Source organism: Pseudomonas sp. Sample_14 (assembly GCF_004307515.1).
GTDB classification, from domain to species: Bacteria; Pseudomonadota; Gammaproteobacteria; order Pseudomonadales; family Pseudomonadaceae; genus Aquipseudomonas; species Aquipseudomonas atacamensis.
In genome coordinates this window covers 34,628-61,242 of record NZ_RCOC01000084.1, presented here as the reverse complement: position 1 = coordinate 61,242, position 26,615 = coordinate 34,628, and the positions used below count along the sequence as shown (strand labels likewise).

Here is a 26,615-nt window from a genome sequence, read left to right as displayed (position 1 = left end):
CCCCAACTCAGATGACAACCCGCCGCAGACCATTTCGGGTCGCGGCCACTGCCATCTGATTGGAGTTTGATGACCATGAGTGTGGAAACTCAAAAGGAAACCCTGGGCTTCCAGACCGAGGTAAAGCAGCTGCTGCACCTCATGATCCATTCGCTGTATTCGAATAAGGAAATTTTCCTTCGCGAATTGATCTCGAACGCCTCTGACGCTGTCGACAAGCTGCGCTTCGAAGCCCTGGCCAAGCCTGAGTTGCTCGAAGGTGGCGCTGACCTGAAAATCCGTGTGAGCTTCGACAAGGACGCCAAGACCGTCACCCTCGAAGACAACGGTATCGGCATGAACCGTGACGATGTGATCACCCACCTGGGGACCATCGCCAAATCCGGCACCGCCGACTTCATGAAAAACCTGTCCGGCGATCAGAAGAAAGATTCGCACCTCATCGGCCAGTTCGGTGTCGGCTTCTACTCGGCCTTCATCGTTGCCGACAAGGTTGATGTTTACAGCCGTCGCGCCGGCACTGCCGCCAGCGAAGGCGTGCACTGGTCGTCGAAAGGCGAGGGCGAGTTCGAAGTCGCCACCATCGACAAGCCAGAGCGCGGCACCCGCATCGTCCTGCACCTGAAATCCGGCGAAGACGAGTTCGCGGATGGCTGGCGTCTGCGCAACATTATCAAGAAGTACTCCGACCACATCGCTTTGCCGATCGAACTGCCGAAGGAAGTCACTCCGGCCGAAGGCGAAGAGGCTCCAGCCGTTGAATGGGAAACCGTCAACCGTGCCAGCGCGCTGTGGACCCGTCCGCGCACTGAAGTCAAAGACGAGGAATACCAGGAGTTCTACAAACACATCGCTCACGACTTCGAAAATCCGCTGTCGTGGAGCCACAACAAGGTTGAAGGCAAGCTCGAGTACAGCTCGCTGCTGTACGTGCCGGCCCGCGCGCCGTTTGACCTGTATCAGCGTGAAGCGCCGAAAGGCCTGAAGCTGTACGTGCAGCGTGTGTTTGTAATGGATCAGGCCGAGTCGTTCCTGCCGCTGTACCTGCGCTTCATCAAAGGCGTGGTCGATTCCAACGACCTGTCGCTGAACGTGTCGCGTGAGATCCTGCAGAAAGACCCGATCATCGATTCGATGAAAACCGCGCTGACCAAGCGTGTGCTCGACATGCTGGAAAAACTGGCGAAGAACGAGCCTGAGCAATACAAAGGCTTCTGGAAAAACTTCGGTCAGGTCATGAAAGAAGGCCCGGCAGAAGACTTCGCCAACAAAGAGAAAATTGCCGGTCTGCTGCGTTTCGCATCGACCCAGGGCGACGACGGCGAGCAGGTTGTCGGTCTGGCTGACTACCTGGCCCGCGCCAAGGAAGGTCAGGACAAGATCTACTACCTCACAGGTGAAACCTACGCGCAGGTCAAGAACAGCCCGCACCTGGAAGTCTTCCGCAAGAAAGGCATCGAAGTGCTGCTGCTGACCGATCGCATCGACGAGTGGCTGATGAGCTACCTCAGCGAATTCGACGGCAAGACGTTTGTCGACGTGGCGCGCGGTGACCTCGATCTGGGCAACCTGGACTCGGAAGAGGACAAGAAAGCCGCAGAAGAAGTCGCCAAGTCCAAAGAAGGGCTGGTCGAGCGTCTGAAAACTGCGCTGGGTGATTCCGTGGCTGAAGTCCGCGTATCCCATCGTCTGACCGATTCGCCGGCCATTCTGGCCATCGGCGAACAGGACCTGGGCCTGCAAATGCGCCAGATCCTCGAAGCCAGCGGGCAGAAAGTCCCGGATTCGAAGCCGATCTTCGAATTCAACCCGAGCCACCCGCTGATCGAGAAACTCGATGGCGAGCAGAGCGAAGAGCGTTTTGGCGACCTGTCGCACATCCTCTTCGATCAGGCTGCCCTGGCGGCTGGCGACAGCTTGAAGGATCCGGCCGCTTACGTGCGCCGGCTGAACAAGCTGCTGGTTGAACTGTCGGTTTGATCACGTTGTAGGAAAAACCCGCTTCGGCGGGTTTTTTCGTTCTGGTGTTTACTCAATCAGGAGTCAGAAATGAGCCAAGTCACTGTACGTTCCGTGGTCTATCAGATTGACGGCCAGGCCTATGAAGGTCGCCTGGCGTTCGACGCCGAGCACAAGGCTGCGCGCCCGGGTTTGCTGATGGCGCCGAACTGGATGGGCGTCAGCGCCGGTGCCGAAGACATCGCCAAGTCGGTCGCGGCCAAGGGTTACGTGGTGCTGATCGCGGATGTCTACGGCCAGAGCGTGCGTCCGCAGAACGCTGATGAGGCGCTGGCAGCGATGATGCCGCTCAAGGACGACCGCGCGCTGTTGCGCAAACGTCTGCAAGTGGCTTTCGAGCAATTGCAGAGCCAGGGCGAAGCCGCGGTGGATACTTCGAAACTGGCGGTGTTCGGTTTCTGCTTCGGTGGTTGCTGTGCGCTGGACCTGGCCCGCACGGGTGCGCCGGTGAAAGCGGCGGTGTCGTTCCACGGCACGCTGGATTCGCCGAACCCGGCGGATGCGAAGAACATCAAGGGCTCGGTGCTGGTGCTGCATGGCGCATCCGATCCGTTGGTGCCGAAGGAGCAACTGCCAGCGTTCGAAGAGGAAATGAACGCAGCGAAGGTCGACTGGCAACTGTTCAGCTACGGCGGCGCGGTGCACTCGTTTACCGATCCGCACGCCAACGTACCGGGCAAGATGATGTACGACGAAAAGACCGCCAAGCGCGCGTTCAAGTCGATGCATGATCTGCTGGATGAAGTGTTCAACGGTTAAAAGCGAAAAGCGAAAAACCCCTCACCCTAGCCCTCTCCCGGAGGGAGAGGGGACTGATTGGGGGGGCTCGGGAGTGGCGTCGACCTGAACGTGAATAGGCGAATCCATAATCGCCGAGATTTTTCAGGTCGATGTATAACGCAAGACACTTCACCCCAGCCCTCTCCCTCTGGGAGAGGGCTGGGGTGAGGGTAAGCGGCCTAGCGCGGTAATTCGATCCGCTCGACTTCCCCCGGCACCGTCGGCCAATCCTTGGCCGCCCACTTGCGCCGTGCCTCATCAATCGCCGCCGAATCGCTTGCAACAAAATTCCAGTTGATCCGCCTCGGACCGTCCAGCGCGGCGCCGCCGAACACCACCGCGTGCACATCGCTTTCGGCAAACAGGCTCATCTCTTCGCCGGCTGGCAACACCACCAGCGCTTGCGGCTCGATCGCCTCGCCATTCAATTGCGCATCACCGCTCAACACGTACACCGCGCGTTCTTCATGCTCGGTGGGAATCAGCAGGGTGGTCGCGGTCTGCATCTTCACTTCCGCATACAGCGTAGGAGAAAGCACTGGCACCGGCGATTCCAGGCAAAAGCCTGACCCGGCAATCATGCGAATCTGCACGCCAAGGTTATCGCTGACCGGCAGCATCGCTGCCGGGTGATGGCTGTAATGCCCCGGGCCCTGTTCGTGTGCCTTGGGCGAGGCCAGCCAGACTTGCAGGCCATGCAAGGTGAAGGTCTCGGCGAGCAGTGGCGCTGGCGTACGCTCGACGTGGGCGATGGCGCTGCCGGCGGTCATCCAGCTGACATCGCCGGCACCGACCACTTGATCGGAGCCCAGACTGTCCTTGTGCTGCAATTGCCCTTCGAACAGATAGGTAAGTGTCGACAGGCCAATGTGCGGATGCTGGCGGATATCCATGCCTTTACCCGTCGGATAAATCGTCTCGAGCATGTGGTCGAAAAACACGAAAGGCCCGACGTTGCGGCATTTGGCTGACGGCAGCGGGCGCAGAATCGGCTGGCCTTCGACGTCTTCGGCGCGCGGGCGGATGATCAGGAGTGGCGTGTCCATGGTGCATTCCAGGCTGAGCGGGTGATGCCAGAAGCATAACCCGCCGCTGGCATCGGGAGGATTATTGGCTGTCGAAGCCTTGTGGTGCGTGAGTTTCGATGCTGACTTCGCTGGTGGTCATCAATTTGTGAATCGGGCAGCGATCGGCCACACGCAGCAGTTCCTCGCGCTGGGCGTCGGTGAGTACGCCTTTAAGGGTAAGGGTGACATGCAGGGCGTATTTGCCTTTCTGTTCCTGGCTGTTGTCGCGCTTTACCTCGACTCCCACGCCTGTCAGCGGGATGTTTTTTTTCTTCGCATACATCTTCACAGTCAGCGCTTTGCAGGCGCCCAGCGCAGCGTCGAAGTAATCGTGTGGCTCTGGTGCGGTGCCTCCACCTCCGGCGGTTTTCGGTACATCGGCAAACAATTCGTGGTCGTCGATCTGGACGGTGTGACGAAAACCTTCGGCAGAGACGGTATTGACGGTAACAGTCATGGAAACCTCACAGGCGGCAGGAGAAATCGTTCGATCAAAGCAGACCTTGCAGTTATAGAGCATTCGCGGCAGTGGGCGTTCCGCTTTTCGGCAGGGATGAACCCTTGTCGTTCGGGCGCGGTCTAGGCTATGCCCATCTGCCGGAGATTACTTGTGTCCTTGTCTCGTCTGAGTCTTGCCTGTCTGCTGCTGTTCGCTGGCAGCGCCAGTGCCCGCGAATACACCTACAGCGATGCGCACCTGCATTACGTGGATTTTTTCCAGGAAAGCGCCGGCATGCAGAAATTGCTCACGGCCATGAAAGAAAATTCCATCGAGCACGTCATGATTTCCGGTATTCCCGTGGCGAAGAAATGGCATGAAGACGAACCCAAGCGCCCGCGTTATTACGCCGGCGATGACGCCGATGCCTATTGGTACAGCGCCACCGATGTGATCATTGCCGATGCGGTGCAGAAACTCGCGCCGGAGCAGCGCCAGTACTTTCATCCGTTCCTGTCCGGCTTCAATCCCAATGACAAGAATTCCGCCGCGCACATCCAGCGCATGCTCGACCTGTATCCGGGTTTGTGGCAGGGCATCGGCGAGGTGTTCACCCGGCACGATGACCTGACCGCGCTGACCTCCGGCGATACACCCCGGGCCAACAACGAGGCGATGACCAAGATCTATCACCTCGCCGCGGAAAATGATCTGCCGGTGATGCTGCATTCCAACATCACTTCCAAGCGTGAGAAAAATCCGCTGTACCTGAAGGAGGTCGAAGAGCCGCTGCGCAATCATCCGCACACGCGATTCATCTGGGCGCACGCCGGCACCAGCGCCGAGATCCATCGGCATCAGACCCAGTTGCCGTTTCTCCTGCCAACCCTGACGCGCATGCTTGAGGTTTATCCGAATCTGTTTATCGACCTGTCGTGGAGCATGCTCACGCCGTACTTGCTGGACGAGCAGGGCAAGCCCCGCGCCGAATGGCTGGCGCTGGTGGAAAAGTATCCCGAGCGCTTCATGCTCGGCTCTGACGTAGTAGGACGGTTCAACAAACTCGGTCAGGAAATGCACAGCTACAAGCCGTTTCTCGATGCGCTGCCGGAAGCGGTGGCGCGCAAAGTCGCGCGGGATAACTTCCTGGCGATATTGCCGCGCAACACGGAAAAACCCGCTGCTCCGCGCTGAAACGTCAAAGCCAGGGGTTCGGACTAGCCGCTCGTCTGCCTATCGCCTTTTCGTCTTACGCAATTTCACGGCAATGCCGATACCTTCTAAAGCAACCCGCTGCAGGCTGATGCAGCGCTTTTGGAAGGAGCCAGAGTGATGAATATCCGTAGTCTCAATATTGCCCCGCGTGCCGGTCTCGGTTTTGGCCTGCTGGCCCTGATGGTGTTTGCCCTTGGCGCGTTCGCCTTGCTGCAAATGTCGAACATGCGTGCGCAGTCCGATGAAGTCGACAACAACTGGCTGCCAAGCGTGATGGCGGTCGGTGAGATGAGTCAGGACATGCTGCGCCTGCGCGCACTGACCATGCGCCTGTTGCTCAACCGTGACCCCAAGGCACTGGAGCAGAATGTCGCCAAGCTCGACGAGCTGCGCAGTGGCTTGAGCGAAGCGCAGCAGCGTTATGACGCGTTGATCGTTTTGCCGGAAGAGCGCGCGCTGTTTGATCGCTTCAAGGTTGCCGAGCACAAATACCTGGAACTGCAGGCGCAAGTCCTGCAGCTGTCAGCGCAGAATCGGGTGGCAGACGCTTCGGCGATTCTCAATGATCAGATGAGTCCGCTGGCCGATGAGATTGCTTTGACTCTGCGCGATCTGGTCGAGTTGAACAAGCAAAATGCCGGTCTCGCCACTGAGGCAGCGCGCTTGGTCTTCAAACAATCGCGGGTGTGGGTCGCAGTAATGATCGCCATGGCTGCGCTGATTACCGTCGGCCTGGCGTTGCTGCTGACGCGCAGCATTGTCGTGCCGTTGTCGCAATCGCTCAGCGTGGCCGAAGTGGTGGCCGGTGGGGATTTGACCGGTGACATTCACATCGTTGGCAAAGACGAGCCGGCGCGTCTGCTGCAAGCGCTGAAAAGCATGCAGCACAATCTGCGCGACACGATCCGCCGAATCTCCGAGTCGTCCACGCAATTGGCCTCGGCTGCCGAAGAACTCAGCAGCGTCACTGAAGACGCCACTCGCGGCTTGCATCAGCAAAGTCAGGAAATCGAACAGGCCGCCACTGCGGTCAACCAGATGACAGCAGCGGTGGAAGAGGTGGCGAACAACGCCGTGGCCACGTCTGAAGCTTCCCGCGAATCCGACCGCATCGCCCGCCAAGGGCGCGAGCAAGTGCAGCAGACGGTGACGTCGATCGAGTTTCTCGCTGGCGATGTCACCAATAATGCCGCGCAGGTCGAGGCGCTGGCGCAAAAGGTTCATGGCATCAGCAAAGTGCTGGACGTGATTCGCTCGATCGCCGAACAGACCAATCTGCTCGCCCTCAACGCCGCGATCGAAGCCGCGCGCGCCGGCGATGCCGGGCGTGGCTTTGCAGTGGTGGCGGATGAAGTGCGGGCGCTGGCTCATCGCACCCAGCAGTCGACCCAGGAAATCGAGCAGATGATCGGCGGGATTCAGCAGGGCACCGATTCGGCGGTCAGCTCGATGCAGCAGAGCAATTCTCGGGCACGCTCGACCCTCGAGCTGGCGAAGAGCGCAGGCTCGGCCCTGGACGAAATTGCCTCGGCGTTTACCTTGATTAACGAGCGCAATCTGGTCATCGCCAGCGCCTCGGAACAGCAGGCAGCGGTGGCGCGCGAGGTGGATCGCAATCTGATGAATATTCGTGATCTGGCAATGCAGACATCGGCGGGGGCCAATCAGACCAGTGCGGCGAGTCAGGAGTTGTCGAAGTTGGCGGTGGATCTGAACGGGATGGTGGCGCGGTTTTCGGTGTGAGTTTGACCTTCAAAAGCCCCTCACCCTAACCCTCTCCCGGAGGGAGAGGGGACTAATCCTGCGATGCTTTGGAATCCATATTCGACTCGGTTTCTCAGCTCGATGGTTAGCGGCAGTCACCTCGGTCGGCTCCCTCTCCCTCGGGAGAGGGCTGGGGTGAGGGGTAGGCCGCCGCGCAGTATCATCGAACAGATAAACAAAAGCCCCGCGTTCGCGGGGCTCTTTGTTCTGCTATGGATCAGCTGCCTTTAACGGTTTTGCCGTTAACCGTGCCGTCCTGGAGCATGATGTTGTACTCCTTGCCGTCAGTCTCGACCTGTTGCAGACGCACCAGCAGGTAATCCCAGTCCTTGGCGAACCACAGCACGGTGATGCGCTTGCTTTGTGTCGGATCGCGCACGCGTTCGACCTTGATCGCGTCGATCTGGCCGGCCTTGGTGTCGACCTTTTCCGAACCCAGCACGCGGAAGTCATAGGTATCGACTTCGCCATCATCAACCACCTGATAGCTCATGCTTTTCTTGCCGGCGGCAACGTCGTGCTGCAGCGCCAGTTGGTAGGTCGACTTGTCGACCATGCCACGGTTCAGCGGGATTTTCACCGCGTCGCCACGGTCGGTGCCGGTCACCAGTTTGTTGGCCCAGTCGAAGTCCAGATCAGCCTTTTTCGCTTTGCCCAGACCGCCACGCTCAAAGTGGTAGGACTGCGGCAGCAGCGTGTCCTTGTCCAGCTTCAGGGTGCTTTCTTCAGTCAGGCTGGCGATCATCATCGATGCCTTGAAGCTGAGCTTCCAGACGCCGTTGGCTTCCTTGGTCAGGCTGCGTTCGGCGGTGCCGCTCATGGGCAGCTGCTTCCAGTCGGCGGTGTAACTGGCGGAGAACGGTTGAAGGTCCGCTGCCTGCGCGAAGGGCAGGGCGAGCAGAGCGCAAGCGAAGAGCAGGGCGCGACGCATAATATCTCCTAGTGTCGAATCAAGTGGCCGCTGGCGGCGAGTAACTGGCCGTCGAGTAAAGCACCCTGGTCACCGAGTGTCAGCCTGCCTTCGGCAAACCAGTGTACTGCCATCGGGTAGATCAGGTGTTCCTGAGCGTGGACTCGTTGCGCCAGACTCTGCGGCGTGTCGTGCAACTCTACCGGTAATACTGCTTGTACGACCAGTGGTCCGCCATCGAGTTCCTCGGTGACGAAGTGCACGGAGCAGCCATGTTCCGTGTCGCCGGCCTCCAGCGCGCGCTGATGAGTGTGTAACCCTTTGTATTTGGGCAGCAGCGACGGGTGGATGTTAAGCAGGCGACCCTGGTAGTGGCGCACGAAATCAGCGCTGAGAATGCGCATGAAGCCGGCCAGTACCACGAGTTTGGGGTTGAATTGGTCGATCAGTTCGATCAACGCGGCATCGAAGGCCTCGCGGCCCTCGAATGCTTTGTGATCCAGCGAGCGGGTGGCGATACCCGCGTCGCGGGCGCGTTGCAGGCCGTAGGCGTCGGCGCGGTTGGAAATCACCGCAGCGATGCGGACCGGGCTGTCGCCGGTCCGCGTGCTGTCGATCAGAGCCTGCAAGTTACTGCCGGTGCCGGACAACAGCACCACGACATCACAGGACTTTGGCATCAGTGAGCCTTGAGGTTCTTCAGCTCGACCTGCGCAGCGCCCTCGGCGGCCACGGCGATCTGACCGATGACCCAAGGCTGCTCGCCGGCGTCACGCAGGGTGTTCAGCGCAACTTCAACGTGCTCCTGAGCTACACAAATGACCATGCCGACGCCGCAGTTGAGCACGCGGTGCATTTCGGTTTCATCAACGTTGCCTTTCTCTTGCAGCCAGTCGAACACCGCCGGGCGAGACCAGCTGGCCACGTCAACCACTGCTTGCGCGCCTTTTGGCAACACGCGTGGGATGTTGTCGAGCAGGCCGCCACCGGTGATGTGGGCCATGGCCTTCACAGCGCCGGTGTCTTTGATCAGCTTGAGCAGTGGCTTGACGTAGATGCGGGTCGGGGCCATCAGCAGGTCGGTCAGCGGTTTGCCGTCGAGCTGGGTGTTCTCGATGTCGGCACCGGAGACTTCGATGATTTTGCGGATCAGCGAGTAGCCGTTGGAGTGCGGGCCGGACGATGGCAGGGCGATCAGGGCGTCACCGGTGGCGACTTTCGAGCCGTCGATGATTTCCGCCTTTTCCACGACGCCGACGCAGAAGCCGGCCAGGTCATAGTCTTCGCCTTCATACATGCCTGGCATTTCAGCGGTTTCGCCGCCAACCAGCGAGCAACCCGACAGTTCGCAGCCAGCGCCGATGCCGGTAACCACTTGGGCAGCGGTGTCGACATTCAGTTTGCCGGTGGCGTAGTAGTCGAGGAAGAACAGCGGCTCGGCGCCGCACACCACCAGATCGTTGACGCACATGGCGACCAGGTCGATGCCGATGCTGTCGTGCTTGTTCAGGTTCAGCGCCAGGCGCAGCTTGGTGCCGACGCCGTCGGTGCCGGAGACCAGCACTGGCTGCTTGTAGCCGGCCGGGATTTCGCAGAGGGCGCCGAAACCGCCCAGGCCGCCCATGACTTCCGGGCGCGCAGTGCGCTTGGCGACGCTCTTGATGCGTTCGACCAATGCTTCACCGGCGTCGATGTCTACACCGGCGTCCTTGTAGCTCAGGGAGGGTTGCTTGCTCATGATCCAGGCCTTTAGGGGAGGGGATTCAGGGGTTACGACCGAGTTCAGCGGGAACATCGAACTCGATGGGCGATCGCCTCACGCGAGTTTCGAGGGGCCCGGCTGTTGCCGGTCTGCGAAGGCGCGCGATTTTATCAGGCTTGAGGGGCAGCGGCCATCCTCGCACCGACGGGCAGGGCCATATCGGCGGAAATTTTTTGCAATCGCAGGGTATGACTGCCTGTATAAGGTGTGGCGATTAACCGTCTATCGTTAGGACTGTGCAAAAACTTACCGCCACCGTGTGAATGTTTTGCCAGGGGAGGGGGTCACAGCCTTGCTCAAACGGTTCACGCGGCGTGTTCCAGCCGCTCCTGTCGACGGGAATTTTCCATGCGTTTTTGTAAATTGTTATTTGTAGGCTGCCTGACGCTGGTCAGCCTGGCGAGCCATGCCGAAAACCTCAAAGGCCTGTATCAGGTGCGTCAGCCAGTCAACGGCCAGGCACCGCAAGAGCGTGATCGCGCCACGCAGGCGGCGCTCGATACCTTGGTGCTGCGCCTGACCGGCGACCCGAAAGCCGCGCAGAACCCGGGGCTGGCGCCGATTCGCAAGGATCCGCAGCAGATCATCAGCCAGTTCGGTTTCGACGCCGGGCCACCGGAAGTGCTGAAAGTCGACTTCGATCCGGCAACCACCGAGCAGGCCTTGCGCCGGGCCGGGTTGCCGGTGTGGGGCGCCAGTCGACCGTCGATCCTCGGCTGGTGGCTGAACGACTCGACCGAAGGTGCGAGTCTGGTCGGTGACGGTCAAACCGCAGCCTCAGCATTGCGCACAGCCGCACAACATCGCGGTTTGCCACTGCGTTTGCCACTGGCTGATCTCAGTGAGCAACTGGTTGCCACCGCACCGGCGCTGGAAAGCGCTGATCCCGCGCCCCTGCGCAGTGCTTCGGAACGCTACAACGCCGACGCCTTGCTGGCGGTGCACGCGCGCGAAGAGGGCGGGCAGTGGCAGGCGAAATGGCGCTTGTGGCTCGGTGATCAGAAAGAGGCCGGCAGCGTACAGGGCGCCGATCAGGCAGCTGTTGCCGATGCGGTGATGCTGGCGGTAGCCGAGCGTCTGGCGCCGCGATTTGTCGCCAAGCCCGGCGCGTCGGGTCAGCAGACCCTGGAAGTGCAGGGCATGAATCTGGAGCATTATGCGGCGCTGCTGCGGTTACTCGAACCGTTCGGCGTGCGTCTGCAAAGCGTGCAGGGTGATCGCATCGTCTACCGGGTCAATGGCAGCGTCGATCAATTGCGCGCGCAATTGTCGCTGGCGAAGTTGCAGGAACTGCCGGCCGAAACGCCGGCCCCGGTAGCGCCTGCCCAGCCAGCGGCGGATGGTACGCCTGCGGTGGCAGCGCCAACCCCGGCAGCGGCGGCACCGTCGTTGCGGTTCCGCTGGTAAGTCTTTCCTTATATAGAAGCATCAGGAGTGGTAAATGGCCGATACGCGGCGTTGGTTCTGGCTCGGTGGGGTAGTCCTGCTTTGCGCGTTTGTATGGTTGCTGCACCCGATCCTCACGCCGTTTCTGGTCGCGTTGTTGCTGGCTTATCTGTTCGACCCGCTGGTGGATCGTCTGGAACGGCTCGGGCTGTCGCGAACCTGGGGCGTGATTGCCGTGTTTGCCTTGTTCACCTTGATCGTCACCGCGTTGCTGCTGGTGCTGGTACCAATGCTCGCCAAGCAGTTGCTGCGTCTGTACGAGCTGGCGCCGCAGATGCTCGACTGGTTGCAGCACACCGCTGTGCCGTGGGCGCAAGCGAAACTGGGGCTGTCGGACGGCTTCTGGAAATTCGATAAGGTCAAAGCTGCGATCAGCGAGCACATGGGCCAGACCACCGACATCGTCGGCGTGGTGCTGAGTCAGGCGACGGCCTCGAGCCTGGCGCTGATCGGCTGGCTGGCAAACCTGGTGCTGATTCCGGTGGTGAGCTTCTACCTGCTGCGCGACTGGGACGTGATGATGGGCAAGATCCGCAGCCTGCTGCCCCGTGATCGCGAAGAGCGCGTGGTTGCGCTGGCGGGCGAGTGCCACGAAGTGCTCGGCGCGTTCGTGCGCGGGCAGTTGCTGGTGATGGTTGCGCTGGGGGTGATCTACGCGGCAGGCCTGATGATCGTCGGTCTCGAGCTAGGGCTGTTGATCGGCCTGATTGCCGGACTCGCGGCGATAGTGCCGTACATGGGTTTTGTCATTGGCATTGGCGCGGCGCTGATCGCCGGATTGTTCCAGTTCGGTGGCGATCTGTACCCGATGGTCGGGATCGTCGCAGTGTTCATGGTCGGTCAGGCACTGGAAGGCATGGTGCTGACGCCTCTACTGGTCGGGGACCGCATCGGCCTGCACCCGGTGGCGGTGATCTTCGCGATCCTTGCTGGCGGCGAGCTGTTCGGTTTCACCGGCGTTCTGCTGGCGTTGCCGGTGGCGGCGGTGATCATGGTGCTGGTGCGTCATGTCCACGACTTGTATAAGGATTCCGGGATCTACAGCGGCGTCGACGAACCCGAGCTGTGATGCGAGGGCCAGCCCGGCGCTTGGCCGGGCTGGCCCGTGTCGTGCAGGCGAGGGCGCCAGAGAATCCGTCACAAAACCGCTGCGTCAACGCAAACCTTTGATTTTGCTTGGGGTCTGTCGCATTGTGCGCTCAGCCTCACGGGTATAAACTTCGCCAACTTTACACAGAGGCCACTAACGGTTCCTTTGAGAACTGTTCAGTCAGCATGAAACCGATTCAGCTGCCCCTAGGTGTGCGTCTGCGTGACGACGCCACCTTCATCAACTACTACCCAGGCGCCAATGCCGCTGCACTCGGCTATGTCGAGCGTCTTTGCGAAGCCGACGCCGGGTGGACGGAGAGCCTGATCTACCTGTGGGGCAAGCACGGCGTCGGGCGCACGCATCTGTTGCAGGCCGCGTGCCTGCGCTTCGAGCAGATGGGCGAACCGGCGGTGTATCTGCCGCTGGCCGAGTTGATGGACCGCGGCGTGGAAATCCTCGACAACCTTGAACAGTACGAACTGGTCTGCCTGGATGACTTGCAGGTGATTGCCGGCAAGGCCGACTGGGAAGAGGCGATGTTTCATCTGTTCAACCGTCTGCGTGACAGCGGCCGGCGCCTGCTGATCGCCGCGTCCACTTCACCGCGCGAACTGCCTGTGAAGCTGGCTGACCTGAAATCCCGTCTGACCCTGGCGCTGATATTCCAGATGCGCCCGCTCTCCGATGAAGACAAATTGCGTGCGCTGCAATTGCGCGCGTCACGTCGTGGGTTGCACCTGACCGATGAAGTCGGGCACTTTATTCTCACTCGCGGCACGCGGAGCATGAGCGCGCTGTTCGATCTCCTCGAGCAGCTTGATCAGGCGTCCCTGCAAGCGCAACGCAAGCTGACCATTCCCTTCCTCAAGGAAACTCTTGGCTGGTAGTAGTGGGCTTTTGCCAGCTTTCAGGCGCCAGAAAACCCGCGTATCTGCGGCGATCCACCGGCCAGACGAGTTACGCGCTTAGATGTAAACGCGAAACCGGGAAGTCACATAAAGTTCGATTGAATTTGCAAATGAGGACGATAGCGGGCATAGTCTCGGCTTCTTTACAACTATCAGCCACGGTCGTGCCCATGCTAAAGCGCTTCGCACCCCTCGTGCCTCTCGCACTCGTTACCCTGTTATTCGGTTGTGCTGCTCATTCTCCGGTTCAAGAGCCGCCGCAACAGGTCAAGAATTCTGCTACCGCCCAGTCTTCCGTTATTTCCCAGGAAGAGCTGGACACCGAAAAAGAACTCAACCAGTTCAACGGCAGCAAGCCTTATCAGCTTCCTGTACTGGCTGACAGCATCCTCGAACGCGGCATGTCCCTGATCGGTACCCGTTACCGTTTCGGCGGTACTTCTGAAGCCGGCTTCGATTGCAGCGGTTTCATCGGTTACCTGTTCCGCGAAGAGGCCGGCATGAACCTGCCGCGCTCGACTCGCGAAATGATCAACGTTGATGCGCCGCTGGTTTCGCGCAGCAACCTTGAGCCGGGTGATCTGCTGTTCTTCGCCACCAATGGTCGTCGCGGTCGTGTCAGTCACGCCGGGATCTACCTGGGTGACAATCAGTTCATCCACTCCAGCAGTCGTCGCAGCGGCGGTGTTCGCATCGACAGCCTGGGTGACAGCTACTGGAGCAAGACTTTCATCGAAGCCAAGCGTGCACTCGCCATGGCGCCGACCGTGGTCACCGCTCGCAAGTAACCTGCATGTCGCTGCGTTCGCGGCGACAAAACGGCACGGCAACGGAGTAGACCTAAACTTTACAAGGTGAAGTTAAAGTCTTACTTGAAGTTTGCCGCGTAGCCGCTAGAATCCTGAATCTATATTGATGGCAAACCGCCTGCGTGATGACGCAGGCGGTTTTGTTTCTGTCCATTCGGCAGAGAAAGCCGCAGCCAGATCAGGATGTTCTGCTTATGACGATGTCGGCCCGCCTCACCTTGATCCTTTGCGCCGCGCTGCTCAGCGCCTGCGCCAGCCGTACACCGCCGCCAGCCCCCGTGGTTCGCGCGCCGATCGTGTTCGGTCCTTCCCAGGCTTTTTCTCCCGTTGCTGAAGACGTGCTGTTCCGCGCCCTCGGCCTGGTCGGCACGCCGTATCGCTGGGGCGGCAACACGCCAGATTCCGGTTTCGATTGCAGTGGTCTGATCGGTTTCGTCTACCGCGACGCGGCGGGGATTTCGCTGCCACGCTCGACCCGCGAAATGATCGTCATGCAGGCGCCGAATGTTGGCAAGGAAGGCTTGCAGACCGGCGACCTGATTTTCTTCGCCACCAATGGCGGCTCGCAGGTCAGTCACGCGGGGATTTACGTCGGCGAGGGTCGCTTCGTGCACGCACCGGCCACTGGCGGCACGGTCAAGCTTGATAGCCTGTCGAAGGCCTATTGGCAGAAGGCGTATCTGAGCGCCAAGCGGGTGTTGCAGCCGGGGCAGTTGGCGCATAACCCCTAGCGCGTATGCATAACTAATTGTGGGAGCGAGCCTGCTCGCGAAGGCGGAGTGTCATTCGACAATGATTTGACTGATACACCGCTTTCGCGAGCAGGCTCGCTCCCACATTTTTTTACGTCGTGCTTAGCTTATTTGCTGGCCGACACACGCCACACTTTGTTCCCGACATCATCCGCCACGAGCAAGCCACCTTGCTGATCGATCACCACGCCCACCGGGCGGCCCAGCGCATTCTCGTCCTTGTCGAGGAAACCGGTCAGCACATCCACCGGCTGCCCGGTCGGCTTGCCGCCAGTAAACGGCACGAAAATCACCTTGTAGCCGCTGTGCGGTTTGCGGTTCCACGAGCCGTGCTGGCCAATGAATGCGCCTTCCTTGAATTGCGCCGGCAGGCTGTTGCCCTCGGCGAAGGTCAGGCCCAGCGAAGCGGTGTGCGGACCGACCGCGTAATCCGGAGCGATGGCCTTGGCCACCAGATCAGGATTCTGCGGTTTGACTCGCACATCGACGTGTTGCCCGTAGTAGCTGAACGGCCAGCCATAGAAGCCGCCGTCCTTGACCGAGGTGATGTAGTCCGGCACCAGATCGCTGCCGATTTCGTCACGCTCGTTGACCGCTGTCCACAAGGCGCCGCTGGTGGGTTCCCAGGCAAGGCCGTTGGGGTTGCGGATGCCCGAGGCGAAGATCCGGTGATTGCCGGTCGCCCGATCCACTTCCCAGATCGCCGCGCGGCCTTCTTCCTGATCCAGACCGTTTTCGCCGACGTTACTGTTCGAGCCGACGGTGACGTAGAGCTTGTTGCCGTCCTTGCTGGCGATGACGTTCTTGGTCCAGTGGTGATTCAGCGTGCCGCCGGGCAAGTCGACGACTTTGATCGGTTGGGTTTTGATCTCGGTGGCGCCCGGCTCGTAGTTGAAGCGCAGCAGGCGGTCGGTGTCGGCAACGTACAAATCATTGCCGACGAGCGTCATGCCAAACGGCGAGTTGAGGTTCTGCAGAAATACCGTGCGGGTTTCTGCGACGCCATCGTGGTCGGCATCACGCAGCAGGGTGATGCGGTTCGGGCTGGGTACGCCGGCACCGGCCTTGCCCATGACTTTCTTCATCACCCAGCCACGAATGCCTTTGCTGTCATCGGGCTTGGGCGGCGCATTGGTTTCCGCCACCAGCACATCGCCGTTGGGCAGTACGTAGAGCCAGCGCGGGTGATCGAGGCCTTCGGCAAACGCCGCGACCTGAGTGCCGGCCGCTGCGGTCGGTTTCGCGCCGTCCGGCCAGCCCACCGCCGGGGCGATGTTGACTGTCGGGATCAGCGTCTTGTTCGGTTCGGGCAGTTTCGGCGACGGGCCGGTGCCGTCGGAGACTTGCAGGCTGGAGGTTTCACCGCAGGCGGCGAGCCCGCCTGCGACGGCGATGATAAGAGCGAGTTGGGCCTTGCGCATTGCTGATCTTCCCTATGAATGCATTCCTAAACATAGAGGAGGGCGCAGGCCCGATGGTTCAACTGCTCAACCGCGTGCTTCCTTGAACAGCACGGCGATGCCCGGATGATAGTTGCCCGCGTCGCTGTGCAATTTGCGATAGGCGTAGGGGAAATACCAGGCTACGGCGCAGGTGTGTTCCTTTTGCAGGTCGTCGACCATGTCCTGCAGTTCTTCAGGGCTGGCGCTGTGCTGGAGCTTTTGCGGGGCGACGAAGAGGCAACCGAGCTTGAGATCGCTGGCGTAGCTGATGCGCTTGGCATCAGCGGTGATGTCGAGCAGGGCCTGGGTCAGGTTGAGGTTGTTGACCCGTGGCCAGCGTTGCGTGGCCTGAATGAACGCGCGGTCTTCGGCGCCGGCAATCAGCAGATCTGCGCGAGCATTGCGTTCGCCTTCTTCGTTCTGTTTGCGCGTGGCCGTGTCGTTCAGCGTGACCATTTCAGCCATCCACGCCGCTGCCGCGAGCAGGCCGAGATTGGCTTTTTCGTCGTGCCAGTACGGCGTGTCGTTGTCGCCGCGAACGGTGTTGTAGCGATCGATACAGTCAAACCAGCGTTCCAGCACCGGGCGCAGGAATTCCAGGCGCGGGTTGCTGATGATCATGCCTTGCATCGTCGTCATCCTTATTGTTGTAGTGGGCTTTTCAGAAAAAGCATGGCTCTTTGATATCACTTGTCACAGTCTGGCACAAGATTGCCGCTGCACATTTGATCAGCGGCAGTTATTCGCGCGCAAAGCGCCTCTTCAATTGACGCTCCACCCCCAACCCTCTAACCTTCGCCGCTTGTTTCAGGTGCTCTGTGGCCCCGCGTCGACAGAGTGAAACAGGGAAGCCGGTGAGTGTGGTCTTCAAGCGAAGCCACGACGATCCCGGCGCTGCCCCCGCAACGGTAAATGAGTGAAAACTGCGCCTTGAGCCACTGCCTCGAAAGAAGCGGGAAGGCGCGCAGTCAGGCGAAACGCCGCTCATGAGCCCGGAGACCGGCCTGATCCATCTCAGCGGCATCACGGTGGGCGATGCCAGGCTTTTTGCCTTCTATTCTTGTGCCTGCCCGCCGTTATCCAGCCTCAACGGAGAGCTCCCCCCATGACTGATTCCCCCGAGCGTGACGAACGCCATCTGGCGCGCATGCAGCGCAAGAAAGCCGTGATCGACGAACGCATCGCCAACTCGCCCGACGAATGTGGCCTGGTGCTGGTGCTGACCGGCAACGGCAAAGGCAAGAGCAGCTCGGCATTCGGCATGCTCGCCCGCGCCATGGGCCACGGCATGCAATGCGGCGTGGTGCAGTTCATCAAGGGCCGCAACAGCACTGGCGAAGAATTGTTTTTCCGCCGCTTCCCCGAGCAGGTGCGTTTCCACGTCATGGGCGAAGGCTTCACCTGGGAAACCCAGGATCGTCAGCGCGACATCGCCGCGGCGACCGCCGCTTGGGAAGTCTCGCGCGAATTGTTGCGCGACCCTTCGATCGGTCTGGTGGTGCTCGACGAATTGAACATCGCCCTCAAGCACGGCTACCTCGATCTCGATCAGGTGCTCAGCGATTTGCAGGCGCGTCCGCCGATGCAGCACGTGGTGGTCACCGGTCGCGGCGCCAAGCCGGAAATGATCGAGATGGGCGACACGGTCACCGAGATGGGCATGCTCAAGCACGCCTTCCAGGCCGGGATCAAAGCGCAGAAAGGCGTCGAACTTTGAAGCAACCACGTCACTGCCCGGCGGTATTGATTGCCGCGCCGGCCTCCGGTCAGGGCAAGACCACCGTCACCGCTGCACTCGCCCGTTTGCATCGCAACCAGGGGCGCAAGGTGCGCGTGTTCAAATGCGGCCCGGACTTTCTCGACCCGATGATCCTCGAGCGCGCCAGCGGTGCGCCGGTGTATCAACTGGACATGTGGATGGTCGGCGAGCAGGAAAGTCGCCGGCTGTTGTGGGAAGCCGCCGCCGAAGCCGACCTGATTCTGATTGAAGGGGTGATGGGCCTGTTCGACGGCACGCCATCCAGCGCTGATCTGGCGCGCCACTTCGGTGTGCCGGTGCTCGGCGTGATCGATGGCACCGCCATGGCGCAGACCTTTGGCGCCTTGGCGCTGGGCCTGGCGAAGTATCAGCCGGACTTGCCGTTCGCTGGCGTGCTGGCCAACCGCGTCGGCACCCTGCGCCATGCGCAATTGCTCGAAGGCAGCCTCACCGAAGGTTTGCGCTGGTACGGTGCGCTGTCCCGCGAGACCGGCATCGAATTGCCGAGCCGCCACCTCGGTCTGGTCCAGGCCAGCGAATTGAATGATCTGGATCTGCGTCTCGACGCGGCTGCCGATGCGCTGGCCAGCAGTTGCCAAGTCGCGCTGCCACCGGCGGTTGAATTCGCCGCGCCTGACCTCATCGCCGCCGAGCCTTTATTGAATGGTGTGCGCATCGCCGTCGCCCGCGATGAAGCCTTTGCCTTCACCTATGGCGCCAGCCTCGATCTGCTGCGGGCGATGGGCGCCGAGCTGCAATTTTTCTCGCCGATCCGCGACACGCAATTGCCCGAGGCGGACAGCCTGTATCTGCCGGGCGGCTATCCAGAGTTGCATCACGTCGCGCTGGCGCAGAACACCTCGATGCTTGCAGCAATCCGCGCGCACCACGCGGCGGGCAAGCCGTTGCTCGCCGAATGTGGCGGCATGCTTTACCTGCTTGATTCGCTGACCGACGTGGAAGGCACCCGTGCTGAGCTGGTCGGTTTGCTCAAGGGCGAGGCGGTGATGCAGAAGCGTCTGGCGGCGCTGGCGTTGCAGGCGGTTGAGCTGCCGGAAGGGGAGTTGCGTGGGCATACCTATCATCATTCGCTGACCACCACCGAGCTGACGCCTATTGCCCGTGGGCTGAGTCCCAATGGCGGGCGCGGCGCTGAGGCGGTTTATCGCGAGGGACGGATGACGGCGTCGTACGTGCACTTTTATTTCCCATCGAATCCGACTGCGATTGCGTCATTGTTTGCGCCAGACAGTGAGGCCGGCTTCGCGAGCAAGCTCGCTCCCACAATGGATGACCTGAACCCTGCGGGAGCGAGCCTGCTCGCGAAAGGGCCATGACCGACAACACATTCTCCGAAGCCGAACGCGCGGCGGTCTACAAGGCCATCGCCGAACGCCGCGACATGCGCCACTTCACCGGCGGCAGCGTCGAACCGCAGCTGCTGCGTCGTCTGCTCGAAGCCGCTCATCAAGCGCCGAGCGTCGGCCTGATGCAGCCGTGGCGCTTCATCCGCATCAGCGATCGCGCTCTGCGCGGGCAGATCCGCGATCTGGTGGAAGAAGAGCGCATCCGCACCGCCGAAGCCCTTGGCGAGCGCAGCGATGAGTTCATGCAGCTCAAGGTCGAAGGCATCAACGACTGCGCTGAGGTGCTGGTCGCGGCGCTGATGGACGATCGCGAAAAACACATCTTCGGTCGGCGCACGTTGCCGGAAATGGACATGGCCTCGTTGTCCTGCGCGATCCAGAATCTGTGGCTGGCCTCCCGCGCTGAAGGCTTGGGCATGGGCTGGGTCTCGCTGTTCGAGCCGCAAGCGTTGGCGGATTTGCTCAAGTTGCCGGCCGGTGCCAAGCCGCTGGCGGTGTTGTGTCTGGGCCCGGTCAAGGAATTCTATCCGGCACCGATGCTGGTACTTGAAGGCTGGGCGCAGGCGCGGCCGCTGAACGAGTTGCTGTACGAAAATTACTGGGGAGTGAGTCAATGAGTGTGGCGTTGCTGAGTGTCGCCGCGGTAGCGCTGGATGCGCTGCTCGGTGAACCGAAACGCTGGCATCCGCTGGTGGCGTTCGGCAATTTTGCCGCGCGCATCGAGCAACGCTTCAACGCCGGCGGTCGAGGCTGGCGCAGCCATGGCGTGACCGCGTGGGTTATCGCGGTACTGCCGCTGACCTTGCTCGCCACGGCATTTTCCTGGGCGCCCTATGTCGGCTGGATTGTCGAGATTCTGGCGCTGTATTGCGCCCTCGGCATGCGCAGCCTCGGCGAGCATGTCGCGCCGGTCGCGGCTGCGTTACGCGCCGATGATCTGGACGAGGCACGCAAGCGCGTCGGTTATCTGGTCAGCCGCCAGACCAATGAACTGGACAGCAACGCCGTGGCCCGCGCCGCCACCGAGTCGGTATTGGAGAACGGCAGCGATGCGGTGTTCGCTGCGCTGTTCTGGTTTGTCGTTGCCGGCGCGCCGGGCGTGGTCCTGTATCGCTTGAGCAATACCCTCGATGCGATGTGGGGTTATCGCAACGAACGCTTCGAGCGTTTCGGCTGGGCGGCGGCGAAAATCGACGACGTGTTGAACTACATTCCTGCGCGTCTGGTGGCATTGACCTACGCGCTGCTCGGCAAAACCCGCCTCGCGCTCAAATGCTGGCGCACCCAGGCGCCGCAGTGGGACAGCCCCAACGCCGGCCCGGTGATGGCGGCTGGTGCCGGTGCGCTGGGCGTCGAGTTGGGTGGCCCGGCGATCTATCACGGCGAACTGCATGAGCGCCCGCAACTGGGCGAAGGTGCGCCGGCCGATGCCGATTCCATCGACCGTGGCTGGCAATTGGTTCAGCGCGGCGTATGGTTGTGGCTGCTGATGCTTTGCCTGGGGGCGGAATTTTATGCTTGAGCACGGTGGCCGGTTGCGCAAGGCTGCACTCGATTACGGGATTGCCGAAGCCGACTGGCTCGACCTGTCCAGCGGCCTCGCGCCGTGGCCGTTCCCGATCCCGGAGATCCCGCTACGCGCCTGGGCGCGCTTGCCGGAAACCGATGACGGTCTGGAACAGGCCGCCTGCGATTATTACGGCGCCGCGCAGGTGCTGCCGGTCGCCGGCTCGCAAATGGCCATCCAGTTGCTGCCGCGTCTGCGCCGGGCCGGCAAGGTCGGCGTGTTGTCGCCGTGCTATGCCGAGCATGCCGAAGCCTGGAGGCGCAGCGGTTACATTGTCCGTGAAGTGCTCGAGCAGGAAGTCGAGTTCTTTCTCGACAGTCTTGATGTGCTGGTGGTGGTCAATCCGAACAATCCGACCGGCCTCAGCCTGACCCCGGCGCGCCTGCTCGACTGGCATGCGCGGCTGGCGCAACGTGGCGGCTGGCTGGTGGTCGACGAAGCGTTCATGGACAACACGCCGCAACTGAGCCTGGCGCCCTATGCGCATCAGGTCGGGCTGGTGGTGTTGCGTTCGTTCGGCAAGTTTTTCGGTCTGGCCGGGGTGCGCCTCGGTTTCGTTCTGGCCGAGCGCAAGTTGCTCAAACTGCTCGCCGAACAGGTCGGGCCGTGGGCGGTGAGCGGGCCGACGCGGGTGCTCGGTACGGCGTGCCTGCAAGACACCGAGGGTCACACCCGTCAGCGGATTCGCAGCGATGAAGCGAGTGAACGGTTGGCGGCGCTGCTGACCCGTTGCGGTTTTGCACCGCAGGGTGGCTGCGCGCTGTTTCAGTGGCTGATCACCGAGCACGCCGAAGCGCTGCACGAATTCCTCGCCCGGCGCGGCATCCTCCTGCGCCTGTTCAGCCACAACAGTAGTGTACGTTTCGGCCTGCCAGCGGATGCCGCGCAAGCGCTGCGTCTCGAACAGGCTTTGCAAGCTTTCACCAAGGACCATCCATGACCACTCTGATGGTGCAAGGCACTACGTCCGATGCCGGCAAAAGCACTTTGGTGACGGCGTTGTGCCGCTGGGCCACCCGCCAGGGTGTGGCGGTGGTGCCGTTCAAGCCGCAGAACATGGCGCTCAACAGCGCAGTCACCGCTGACGGCGGCGAGATCGGCCGCGCGCAGGCAGTGCAGGCGCAAGCGGCCTTTCTCGAACCCCACACCGACATGAACCCGGTGCTGCTCAAGCCCAACAGCGACACCGGCGCGCAGGTGATCATTCATGGCCGCGCGGTGACGACGATGAACGCCGTCGCCTATCACGATTACAAGGCCATCGCGATGCAAGCGGTGCTCGCCTCGCACGAGCGACTCAGCGCTGCGTATCCGCTGGTAATGGTCGAAGGCGCCGGTTCGCCGGCGGAGATCAATCTGCGCGCCGGCGACATTGCCAACATGGGCTTTGCCGAAGCGGTGGATTGCCCGGTTTTGCTGATCGCCGACATCAATCGCGGCGGCGTGTTTGCGCATTTGGTCGGCACCCTGGAATTGCTTTCGCCGAGTGAACAGGCGCGGGTCAAAGGCTTCATCATCAACCGCTTTCGCGGCGATATCGCCTTGCTGCAACCGGGCCTCGACTGGCTGGAACAACGCACCGGCAAATCGGTGGTCGGCGTGTTGCCCTACGTGATGGACCTGCACCTCGAGGCCGAGGACGGCATCGACCAACGCCAGACCGACAAGGCCGAGCAGGTGTTGAAGGTGGTGGTGCCGGTGCTGCCGCGCATCAGCAATCACACCGATTTCGACCCGCTGCGTCTGCACCCGCAGGTGGATCTGCAATTCGTCGGCCCGGGCCAGGCAATTCCCGCCGCCGACCTGATCATCCTGCCGGGCTCGAAAAGCGTGCGCAGTGATCTGGCTTATCTGCGCGCCAACGGCTGGGACGCGGCAATCAATCGGCATCTGCGCTACGGCGGCAAGGTGCTGGGGATTTGCGGCGGTCTGCAGATGCTCGGCGAGCAGGTGCACGATCCGCTTGGGCTCGAGGGTGCTGCCGGCTCGAGCGCCGGTCTGGGTCTGCTGGCGTTCGAAACCCAGCTCGAAGCCGAAAAGCAACTGCGCAACGTGCGCGGGCGGCTGGCACTGGAAAACGCCGCAGTCAGCGGTTACGAAATTCATGCTGGCGTAACCAGCGGGCCGGGGCTGGAAACCCCGGCGGTGCATCTGGACGACGGTCGTTGCGATGGTGCGCAAAGTGCCGATGGCCAGGTGTTCGGCACCTATCTGCATGGCTTGTTCGAATCCCCCGAGGCGAGCGCGGCGTTGTTGCGCTGGGCCGGGTTGAGTGATGTGCAGGAAGTCGATTACCACGGCTTGCGCGAACGCGACATCGAGCGGCTGGCGGATCTGGTGGAGAAGCATCTGGATACCGGGCTGTTGCGTCAGCTCTGCGGGATTTGAGTTGTCCTGGCTGGCCTCTTCGCGAGCAGGCTCGCTCCCACAGGGAACTGCGATCAACGGTGGGAGCGAGCCTGCTCGCGAAGGGGCCGGTTGCCTTACCACACATTTTTGGATGAACCCATGCTCCAACTGATCCTCGGCGGCGCCCGCTCCGGCAAAAGTCGTCTGGCGGAAAAACTCGCCAGCGACAGCCATCTGGCGGTCACCTACATCGCCACCAGCCAACCGCTCGACGGCGAAATGAATCAACGCGTCGCCCATCATCGCGCACGTCGCCCGGTCGAATGGGCGTTGATCGAAGAACCACTGGAACTGGCCCGCGTACTGCGCGAATCCGCTGGCGCCGAGCGCTGCCTGCTGGTCGATTGCCTGACCCTGTGGCTGACCAATCTGCTGATGCTCGACGACGCCGAACGTCTCGCCGCCGAGCGTGAAGCCTTGCTCGACTGCCTGGCGTCGTTGCCGGGTGAAATCATTTTTGTCAGCAACGAGACCGGAATGGGTGTCGTGCCGCTGGGCGAATTGACCCGCCGCTATGTCGATGAAGCCGGTTGGCTGCATCAAGCTCTGGCCGAGCGCTGTCAGCGAGTTGTCCTGACCGTCGCCGGCCTGCCCCTGACTTTGAAAGGACCTGCGTTATGAGCCCGACCTGGTGGCTGAACCCGTGCAAAACCGAGAACGCCGAAATCGTTGCGCAAGCGACCGAGCGCCAGCAGCAACTGACCAAACCGGCCGGTTCGCTGGGGCGCCTTGAATCGGTGGCCGTGCACCTGGCCGGTCTGCAAGGTCAGCTCAAGCCAACGCTGGATCAAGTCTGGATCGCGATTTTCGCTGGCGACCATGGCGTGGTAGCCGAAGGCGTATCGGCTTATCCGCAGGAAGTCACCGGGCAGATGCTGCTCAACTTTGTCAGCGGCGGCGCGGCGATCAGCGTGCTGGCGCGTCAGCTCGGCGCGCAGCTGGAAGTGGTCGATCTGGGCACGGTGAATCCGGCGCTGAATCTGCCCGGCGTGCGCCATCTGAACATCGGCGCGGGAACGGCGAACTTCGCTCAGGGCGCAGCGATGACTCAGGCGCAGGGCGAATCGGCCTTGCAGGCCGGTCGCGACAGCGTCTTGCGCGCGAAAGCCGCCGGCACGCAGTTGTTCATCGGCGGCGAAATGGGCATCGGCAACACCACGGCGGCCAGTGCGCTGGCCTGCGCCTTGCTCGATTGCCCGGTGGCGCACCTGACCGGTCCCGGCACCGGGCTGAATGCCGCTGGCGTCAGCCACAAGGCACAGGTGATCGAACGCGCGCTGGCGCTGCATGCCGCGCAGCGTGGCGATGCCTTGCAGACGCTGTTCAATCTCGGCGGCTTCGAGATTGCCGCGTTGGTCGGCGCTTATCTGGCCTGCGCGCAGGAAGGCATTGCGGTGCTGGTCGACGGCTTCATCTGCACGGTCGCGGCACTGGTCGCGGTGCGCTTGAATCCGGCCTGTCGCCAGTGGCTGTTGTTTGGCCATCGCGGTGCCGAGCCGGGCCATCGCCATGTGCTGGAAACCTTGAGCGCCGAGCCGCTGCTCGAGCTCGGCCTGCGCCTGGGCGAGGGCAGTGGCGCGGCGTTGGCGGTGCCGTTGTTGCGTCTGGCCTGTGACCTGCACGGGCAAATGGCGACGTTCGCCGAAGCAGCCGTGGCGGATCGCCCGGCATGAGCCTGCGCCTGGATCTGCTGCGCCATGGCGAAACGGAACTCGGCGGCGGCTTGCGCGGCAGCCTCGACGATGCGCTGACCGCAAACGGCTGGACGCAGATGCGTGCAGCGGTGGTCGACGGCGGGCCGTGGGATCGTATCGTCAGTTCGCCATTGCAGCGCTGCGCGCGCTTCGCAGCTGAACTCGGCGAGCAACTGAATCTGTCCGTGCATCTGGACAAGGATCTGCAGGAACTGCATTTCGGCGCTTGGGAAGGGCAGAGCGCGGCGGCATTGATGGAGACGGATGCCGAAGCGCTGGGGCTGTTCTGGGCTGATCCCTATGGCTTCACGCCACCGCAGGGGGAGCCGGTCAGCGCGTTTTCCGCGCGGGTGTTGGCGGCGGTCGCGCGATTGCACGCGGCTTACGCCGGCGAACGGATTCTGCTGGTCAGCCACGGCGGCGTGATGCGTTTGTTGCTGGCGCAGGCACGAGAGCTGCCACGTGAACAGTTGCTCAATGTCGAGGTCGGCCACGGCGCGCTGTTTGCGCTGACGGTCGAGGCTGATGGCGCGCTCAAGGAAGGTCACTGAGATGTTGCCGCTGTGGATCGCCTTGCAGTTTCTCAGCAGCCTGCCGATTCGCCTCCCGGGCATGCCCGAGCCGCAACAGCTCGGCCGTTCGCTGCTGTTTTATCCGCTGGTGGGATTGCTGTTCGGGCTGATCCTTTATGCGTTGAATCTGTTGTTGGCCGGCGCGCCGTTGTTGCTGCATGCGGCGCTGTTGCTGACCGTGTGGGTATTGCTCAGCGGCGCGCTGCATCTCGATGGCCTGGCCGACAGCGCCGATGCCTGGCTCGGCGGTTTCGGTGATCGCGAGCGCACGTTGACGATCATGAAAGATCCGCGCAGCGGGCCGATTGCGGTGGTCACGCTGGTGCTGGTGTTGTTGCTCAAATTTGCCGCGCTGCTGGCACTGATCGAACAAGGGCATACCCTGGCGCTGATCATCGTGCCGGTGCTCGGGCGAGCGGCGCTGTTGGGGTTGTTTCTGACTACGCCGTATGTGCGTGCGGGTGGCTTGGGTCAGGCCCTAGCCGATCATCTGCCGCGTAAAGCGGGGTGGTGGGTGCTGGGGATGAGTGCGCTGGGCTGCGTGTTCATCGCGGGTATTGGCGCGGTGCTGATTTCGCTGGTCGGGTTTGTCTGGCTGCGGCGTTTGATGATGCGGCGGTTGGGCGGGACTACCGGGGACACGGCGGGGGCGTTGCTGGAATTGCTGGAGATGGGGGTGTTGGTGGGGCTCGCTTTGGTCTGAAGGATTTGCCGTAGATGATGCCGGCCCCTTCGCGAGCAGGCTCGCTCCCACCTTCGAAATGCAATCCCCTGTGGGAGCGAGCTTGCTCGCGAAGGCGGCCTCACCGGCAATAATGATGTGCAGAGTAAACTCATCTGT

The 26,615-nt window shown here is 61.7% G+C and carries 26 protein-coding genes and 1 riboswitch; of the genes, 19 read left to right on the top strand and 7 right to left on the bottom strand.

Annotated features, from left to right (window positions below; all coding sequences use genetic code 11):
• Positions 1-75 precede the first annotated feature (75 nt).
• Both htpG and D8U61_RS19665 read left to right on the top strand, forming a co-directional pair.
• Positions 76-1,980 carry a molecular chaperone HtpG gene (gene htpG, locus D8U61_RS19670; RefSeq protein WP_071171478.1) on the top strand — a complete coding sequence of 635 codons (1,905 nt, stop codon included), beginning with the start codon at positions 76-78 and terminating at the stop codon, positions 1,978-1,980.
• A 69-nt stretch (positions 1,981-2,049) separates the two neighbouring features.
• Positions 2,050-2,778, top strand: a complete 729-nt coding sequence (locus D8U61_RS19665) for a dienelactone hydrolase family protein (protein WP_130927500.1) — start codon at positions 2,050-2,052, stop codon at positions 2,776-2,778.
• Between the two features lie 200 nt (positions 2,779-2,978).
• Here the strand turns inward: D8U61_RS19665 and D8U61_RS19660 are convergent, their stop codons facing one another.
• Entirely contained in the window at positions 2,979-3,845 is an 867-nt protein-coding gene (locus D8U61_RS19660; RefSeq protein WP_130927499.1) for a pirin family protein, read from the bottom strand.
• A 61-nt stretch (positions 3,846-3,906) separates the two neighbouring features.
• Positions 3,907-4,323 (bottom strand): OsmC family protein, encoded by a 417-nt coding sequence (locus D8U61_RS19655; protein WP_130902185.1) that lies wholly within the window; start codon positions 4,321-4,323, stop codon positions 3,907-3,909.
• A 129-nt stretch (positions 4,324-4,452) separates the two neighbouring features.
• On the opposite strand from D8U61_RS19655, the gene D8U61_RS19650 reads away from it, so the two are divergent.
• Both D8U61_RS19650 and D8U61_RS19645 read left to right on the top strand, forming a co-directional pair.
• Positions 4,453-5,499, top strand: a complete 1,047-nt coding sequence (locus tag D8U61_RS19650) for an amidohydrolase family protein (RefSeq protein WP_130927498.1) — start codon at positions 4,453-4,455, stop codon at positions 5,497-5,499.
• Positions 5,500-5,637: 138 nt separating this feature from the next.
• On the top strand, positions 5,638-7,263 hold the full coding sequence (locus tag D8U61_RS19645) for a methyl-accepting chemotaxis protein (protein ID WP_130927497.1): 1,626 nt from the start codon (positions 5,638-5,640) through the stop codon (positions 7,261-7,263).
• A 238-nt stretch (positions 7,264-7,501) separates the two neighbouring features.
• Here the strand turns inward: D8U61_RS19645 and D8U61_RS19640 are convergent, their stop codons facing one another.
• The 3 genes from D8U61_RS19640 to purM are packed head-to-tail and all read right to left on the bottom strand — an operon-like array spanning position 7,502 to position 9,932.
• Positions 7,502-8,215, bottom strand: a complete 714-nt coding sequence (locus D8U61_RS19640; RefSeq protein WP_016773693.1) for a DUF3108 domain-containing protein — start codon at positions 8,213-8,215, stop codon at positions 7,502-7,504.
• Positions 8,216-8,223: 8 nt separating this feature from the next.
• Positions 8,224-8,874, bottom strand: coding sequence for a phosphoribosylglycinamide formyltransferase (gene purN / locus D8U61_RS19635; protein ID WP_130927496.1), 651 nt, complete (start codon positions 8,872-8,874; stop codon positions 8,224-8,226).
• Entirely contained in the window at positions 8,874-9,932 is a 1,059-nt protein-coding gene (gene purM, locus D8U61_RS19630) for a phosphoribosylformylglycinamidine cyclo-ligase (protein ID WP_123442816.1), read from the bottom strand. Before purM ends, purN begins: the two co-directional genes overlap by 1 nt.
• A gap of 372 nt (positions 9,933-10,304) precedes the next feature.
• On the opposite strand from purM, the gene D8U61_RS19625 reads away from it, so the two are divergent.
• From D8U61_RS19625 to D8U61_RS19605, 5 genes are all read left to right on the top strand, one after another.
• The gene (locus D8U61_RS19625) at positions 10,305-11,363 is read left to right on the top strand and encodes a DUF2066 domain-containing protein (RefSeq protein ID WP_130927495.1); all 1,059 of its coding nucleotides are present in this window, start codon (positions 10,305-10,307) and stop codon (positions 11,361-11,363) included.
• A 34-nt stretch (positions 11,364-11,397) separates the two neighbouring features.
• Positions 11,398-12,471, top strand: coding sequence for an AI-2E family transporter (locus D8U61_RS19620; protein ID WP_016773697.1), 1,074 nt, complete (start codon positions 11,398-11,400; stop codon positions 12,469-12,471).
• A gap of 206 nt (positions 12,472-12,677) precedes the next feature.
• Positions 12,678-13,382 carry a DnaA regulatory inactivator Hda gene (gene hda / locus D8U61_RS19615; RefSeq protein WP_007919828.1) on the top strand — a complete coding sequence of 235 codons (705 nt, stop codon included), beginning with the start codon at positions 12,678-12,680 and terminating at the stop codon, positions 13,380-13,382.
• Between the two features lie 191 nt (positions 13,383-13,573).
• Complete coding sequence (locus D8U61_RS19610) at positions 13,574-14,191, top strand: NlpC/P60 family protein (RefSeq protein WP_130927494.1); 618 nt, start codon at positions 13,574-13,576, stop codon at positions 14,189-14,191.
• A 215-nt stretch (positions 14,192-14,406) separates the two neighbouring features.
• Entirely contained in the window at positions 14,407-14,943 is a 537-nt protein-coding gene (locus tag D8U61_RS19605) for a C40 family peptidase (RefSeq protein WP_016773700.1), read from the top strand.
• 128 nt (positions 14,944-15,071) lie between these two features.
• On the opposite strand, the gene D8U61_RS19600 is transcribed toward D8U61_RS19605, so the two are convergent.
• Positions 15,072-16,385 (bottom strand): sorbosone dehydrogenase family protein, encoded by a 1,314-nt coding sequence (locus D8U61_RS19600; RefSeq protein WP_016773701.1) that lies wholly within the window; start codon positions 16,383-16,385, stop codon positions 15,072-15,074.
• 66 nt (positions 16,386-16,451) lie between these two features.
• On the bottom strand, positions 16,452-17,036 hold the full coding sequence (locus D8U61_RS19595) for a hypothetical protein (RefSeq protein WP_130927493.1): 585 nt from the start codon (positions 17,034-17,036) through the stop codon (positions 16,452-16,454).
• Positions 17,037-17,198: 162 nt separating this feature from the next.
• Positions 17,199-17,429: riboswitch (cobalamin riboswitch) on the top strand.
• A gap of 82 nt (positions 17,430-17,511) precedes the next feature.
• Between D8U61_RS19595 and cobO the strand changes: the two genes are divergently transcribed.
• The 10 genes from cobO to D8U61_RS19545 all read left to right on the top strand — a co-directional run bounded on the left by cobO (position 17,512) and on the right by D8U61_RS19545 (position 26,477).
• The gene (cobO, locus tag D8U61_RS19590) at positions 17,512-18,123 is read left to right on the top strand and encodes a cob(I)yrinic acid a,c-diamide adenosyltransferase (RefSeq protein ID WP_016773703.1); all 612 of its coding nucleotides are present in this window, start codon (positions 17,512-17,514) and stop codon (positions 18,121-18,123) included.
• Positions 18,120-19,502, top strand: a complete 1,383-nt coding sequence (locus D8U61_RS19585; protein WP_130887141.1) for a cobyrinate a,c-diamide synthase — start codon at positions 18,120-18,122, stop codon at positions 19,500-19,502. The genes cobO and D8U61_RS19585 overlap by 4 nt, the downstream gene beginning before the upstream one ends.
• On the top strand, positions 19,499-20,149 hold the full coding sequence (gene bluB, locus D8U61_RS19580; RefSeq protein WP_024012169.1) for a 5,6-dimethylbenzimidazole synthase: 651 nt from the start codon (positions 19,499-19,501) through the stop codon (positions 20,147-20,149). Before D8U61_RS19585 ends, bluB begins: the two co-directional genes overlap by 4 nt.
• Positions 20,146-21,054 carry an adenosylcobinamide-phosphate synthase CbiB gene (cbiB, locus tag D8U61_RS19575; protein ID WP_024012170.1) on the top strand — a complete coding sequence of 303 codons (909 nt, stop codon included), beginning with the start codon at positions 20,146-20,148 and terminating at the stop codon, positions 21,052-21,054. Before bluB ends, cbiB begins: the two co-directional genes overlap by 4 nt.
• Entirely contained in the window at positions 21,047-22,039 is a 993-nt protein-coding gene (cobD, locus tag D8U61_RS19570) for a threonine-phosphate decarboxylase CobD (RefSeq protein WP_073472676.1), read from the top strand. Before cbiB ends, cobD begins: the two co-directional genes overlap by 8 nt.
• Positions 22,036-23,487 carry a cobyric acid synthase gene (locus tag D8U61_RS19565; RefSeq protein ID WP_130887140.1) on the top strand — a complete coding sequence of 484 codons (1,452 nt, stop codon included), beginning with the start codon at positions 22,036-22,038 and terminating at the stop codon, positions 23,485-23,487. The genes cobD and D8U61_RS19565 overlap by 4 nt, the downstream gene beginning before the upstream one ends.
• 120 nt (positions 23,488-23,607) lie before the next feature.
• Positions 23,608-24,129, top strand: coding sequence for a bifunctional adenosylcobinamide kinase/adenosylcobinamide-phosphate guanylyltransferase (gene cobU / locus D8U61_RS19560; RefSeq protein ID WP_041479540.1), 522 nt, complete (start codon positions 23,608-23,610; stop codon positions 24,127-24,129).
• On the top strand, positions 24,126-25,181 hold the full coding sequence (cobT, locus tag D8U61_RS19555) for a nicotinate-nucleotide--dimethylbenzimidazole phosphoribosyltransferase (RefSeq protein WP_130888578.1): 1,056 nt from the start codon (positions 24,126-24,128) through the stop codon (positions 25,179-25,181). Before cobU ends, cobT begins: the two co-directional genes overlap by 4 nt.
• On the top strand, positions 25,178-25,753 hold the full coding sequence (gene cobC, locus D8U61_RS19550; protein WP_125918404.1) for an alpha-ribazole phosphatase family protein: 576 nt from the start codon (positions 25,178-25,180) through the stop codon (positions 25,751-25,753). The genes cobT and cobC overlap by 4 nt, the downstream gene beginning before the upstream one ends.
• Before the next feature lies 1 nt (position 25,754).
• Complete coding sequence (locus D8U61_RS19545; protein ID WP_130888576.1) at positions 25,755-26,477, top strand: adenosylcobinamide-GDP ribazoletransferase; 723 nt, start codon at positions 25,755-25,757, stop codon at positions 26,475-26,477.
• Positions 26,478-26,615: the final 138 nt, after the last annotated feature.

Excerpts from the sequence above, each read along its gene's own strand:
- D8U61_RS19600 (WP_016773701.1), bottom strand. The coding sequence starts at position 16,385 with ATGCGCAAGGCCCAACTCGCTCTTATCATCGCCGTCGCAGGCGGGCTC.
- D8U61_RS19620 (WP_016773697.1), top strand. The coding sequence starts at position 11,398 with ATGGCCGATACGCGGCGTTGGTTCTGGCTCGGTGGGGTAGTCCTGCTT.
- D8U61_RS19655 (WP_130902185.1), bottom strand. The coding sequence starts at position 4,323 with ATGACTGTTACCGTCAATACCGTCTCTGCCGAAGGTTTTCGTCACACC.
- D8U61_RS19640 (WP_016773693.1), bottom strand. The coding sequence starts at position 8,215 with ATGCGTCGCGCCCTGCTCTTCGCTTGCGCTCTGCTCGCCCTGCCCTTC.
- D8U61_RS19625 (WP_130927495.1), top strand. The coding sequence starts at position 10,305 with ATGCGTTTTTGTAAATTGTTATTTGTAGGCTGCCTGACGCTGGTCAGC.
- purM (WP_123442816.1), bottom strand. The coding sequence starts at position 9,932 with ATGAGCAAGCAACCCTCCCTGAGCTACAAGGACGCCGGTGTAGACATC.
- D8U61_RS19595 (WP_130927493.1), bottom strand. The coding sequence starts at position 17,036 with ATGCAAGGCATGATCATCAGCAACCCGCGCCTGGAATTCCTGCGCCCG.
- D8U61_RS19650 (WP_130927498.1), top strand. The coding sequence starts at position 4,453 with ATGCCCATCTGCCGGAGATTACTTGTGTCCTTGTCTCGTCTGAGTCTT.
- D8U61_RS19605 (WP_016773700.1), top strand. The coding sequence starts at position 14,407 with ATGACGATGTCGGCCCGCCTCACCTTGATCCTTTGCGCCGCGCTGCTC.
- D8U61_RS19645 (WP_130927497.1), top strand. The coding sequence starts at position 5,638 with ATGAATATCCGTAGTCTCAATATTGCCCCGCGTGCCGGTCTCGGTTTT.
- D8U61_RS19665 (WP_130927500.1), top strand. The coding sequence starts at position 2,050 with ATGAGCCAAGTCACTGTACGTTCCGTGGTCTATCAGATTGACGGCCAG.
- D8U61_RS19565 (WP_130887140.1), top strand. The coding sequence starts at position 22,036 with ATGACCACTCTGATGGTGCAAGGCACTACGTCCGATGCCGGCAAAAGC.
- D8U61_RS19610 (WP_130927494.1), top strand. The coding sequence starts at position 13,574 with ATGCTAAAGCGCTTCGCACCCCTCGTGCCTCTCGCACTCGTTACCCTG.
- D8U61_RS19660 (WP_130927499.1), bottom strand. The coding sequence starts at position 3,845 with ATGGACACGCCACTCCTGATCATCCGCCCGCGCGCCGAAGACGTCGAA.
- htpG (WP_071171478.1), top strand. The coding sequence starts at position 76 with ATGAGTGTGGAAACTCAAAAGGAAACCCTGGGCTTCCAGACCGAGGTA.
- cobO (WP_016773703.1), top strand. The coding sequence starts at position 17,512 with ATGACTGATTCCCCCGAGCGTGACGAACGCCATCTGGCGCGCATGCAG.
- cobU (WP_041479540.1), top strand. The coding sequence starts at position 23,608 with ATGCTCCAACTGATCCTCGGCGGCGCCCGCTCCGGCAAAAGTCGTCTG.
- cbiB (WP_024012170.1), top strand. The coding sequence starts at position 20,146 with ATGAGTGTGGCGTTGCTGAGTGTCGCCGCGGTAGCGCTGGATGCGCTG.
- cobC (WP_125918404.1), top strand. The coding sequence starts at position 25,178 with ATGAGCCTGCGCCTGGATCTGCTGCGCCATGGCGAAACGGAACTCGGC.
- purN (WP_130927496.1), bottom strand. The coding sequence starts at position 8,874 with ATGCCAAAGTCCTGTGATGTCGTGGTGCTGTTGTCCGGCACCGGCAGT.
- hda (WP_007919828.1), top strand. The coding sequence starts at position 12,678 with ATGAAACCGATTCAGCTGCCCCTAGGTGTGCGTCTGCGTGACGACGCC.
- bluB (WP_024012169.1), top strand. The coding sequence starts at position 19,499 with ATGACCGACAACACATTCTCCGAAGCCGAACGCGCGGCGGTCTACAAG.
- cobD (WP_073472676.1), top strand. The coding sequence starts at position 21,047 with ATGCTTGAGCACGGTGGCCGGTTGCGCAAGGCTGCACTCGATTACGGG.
- D8U61_RS19545 (WP_130888576.1), top strand. The coding sequence starts at position 25,755 with ATGTTGCCGCTGTGGATCGCCTTGCAGTTTCTCAGCAGCCTGCCGATT.
- cobT (WP_130888578.1), top strand. The coding sequence starts at position 24,126 with ATGAGCCCGACCTGGTGGCTGAACCCGTGCAAAACCGAGAACGCCGAA.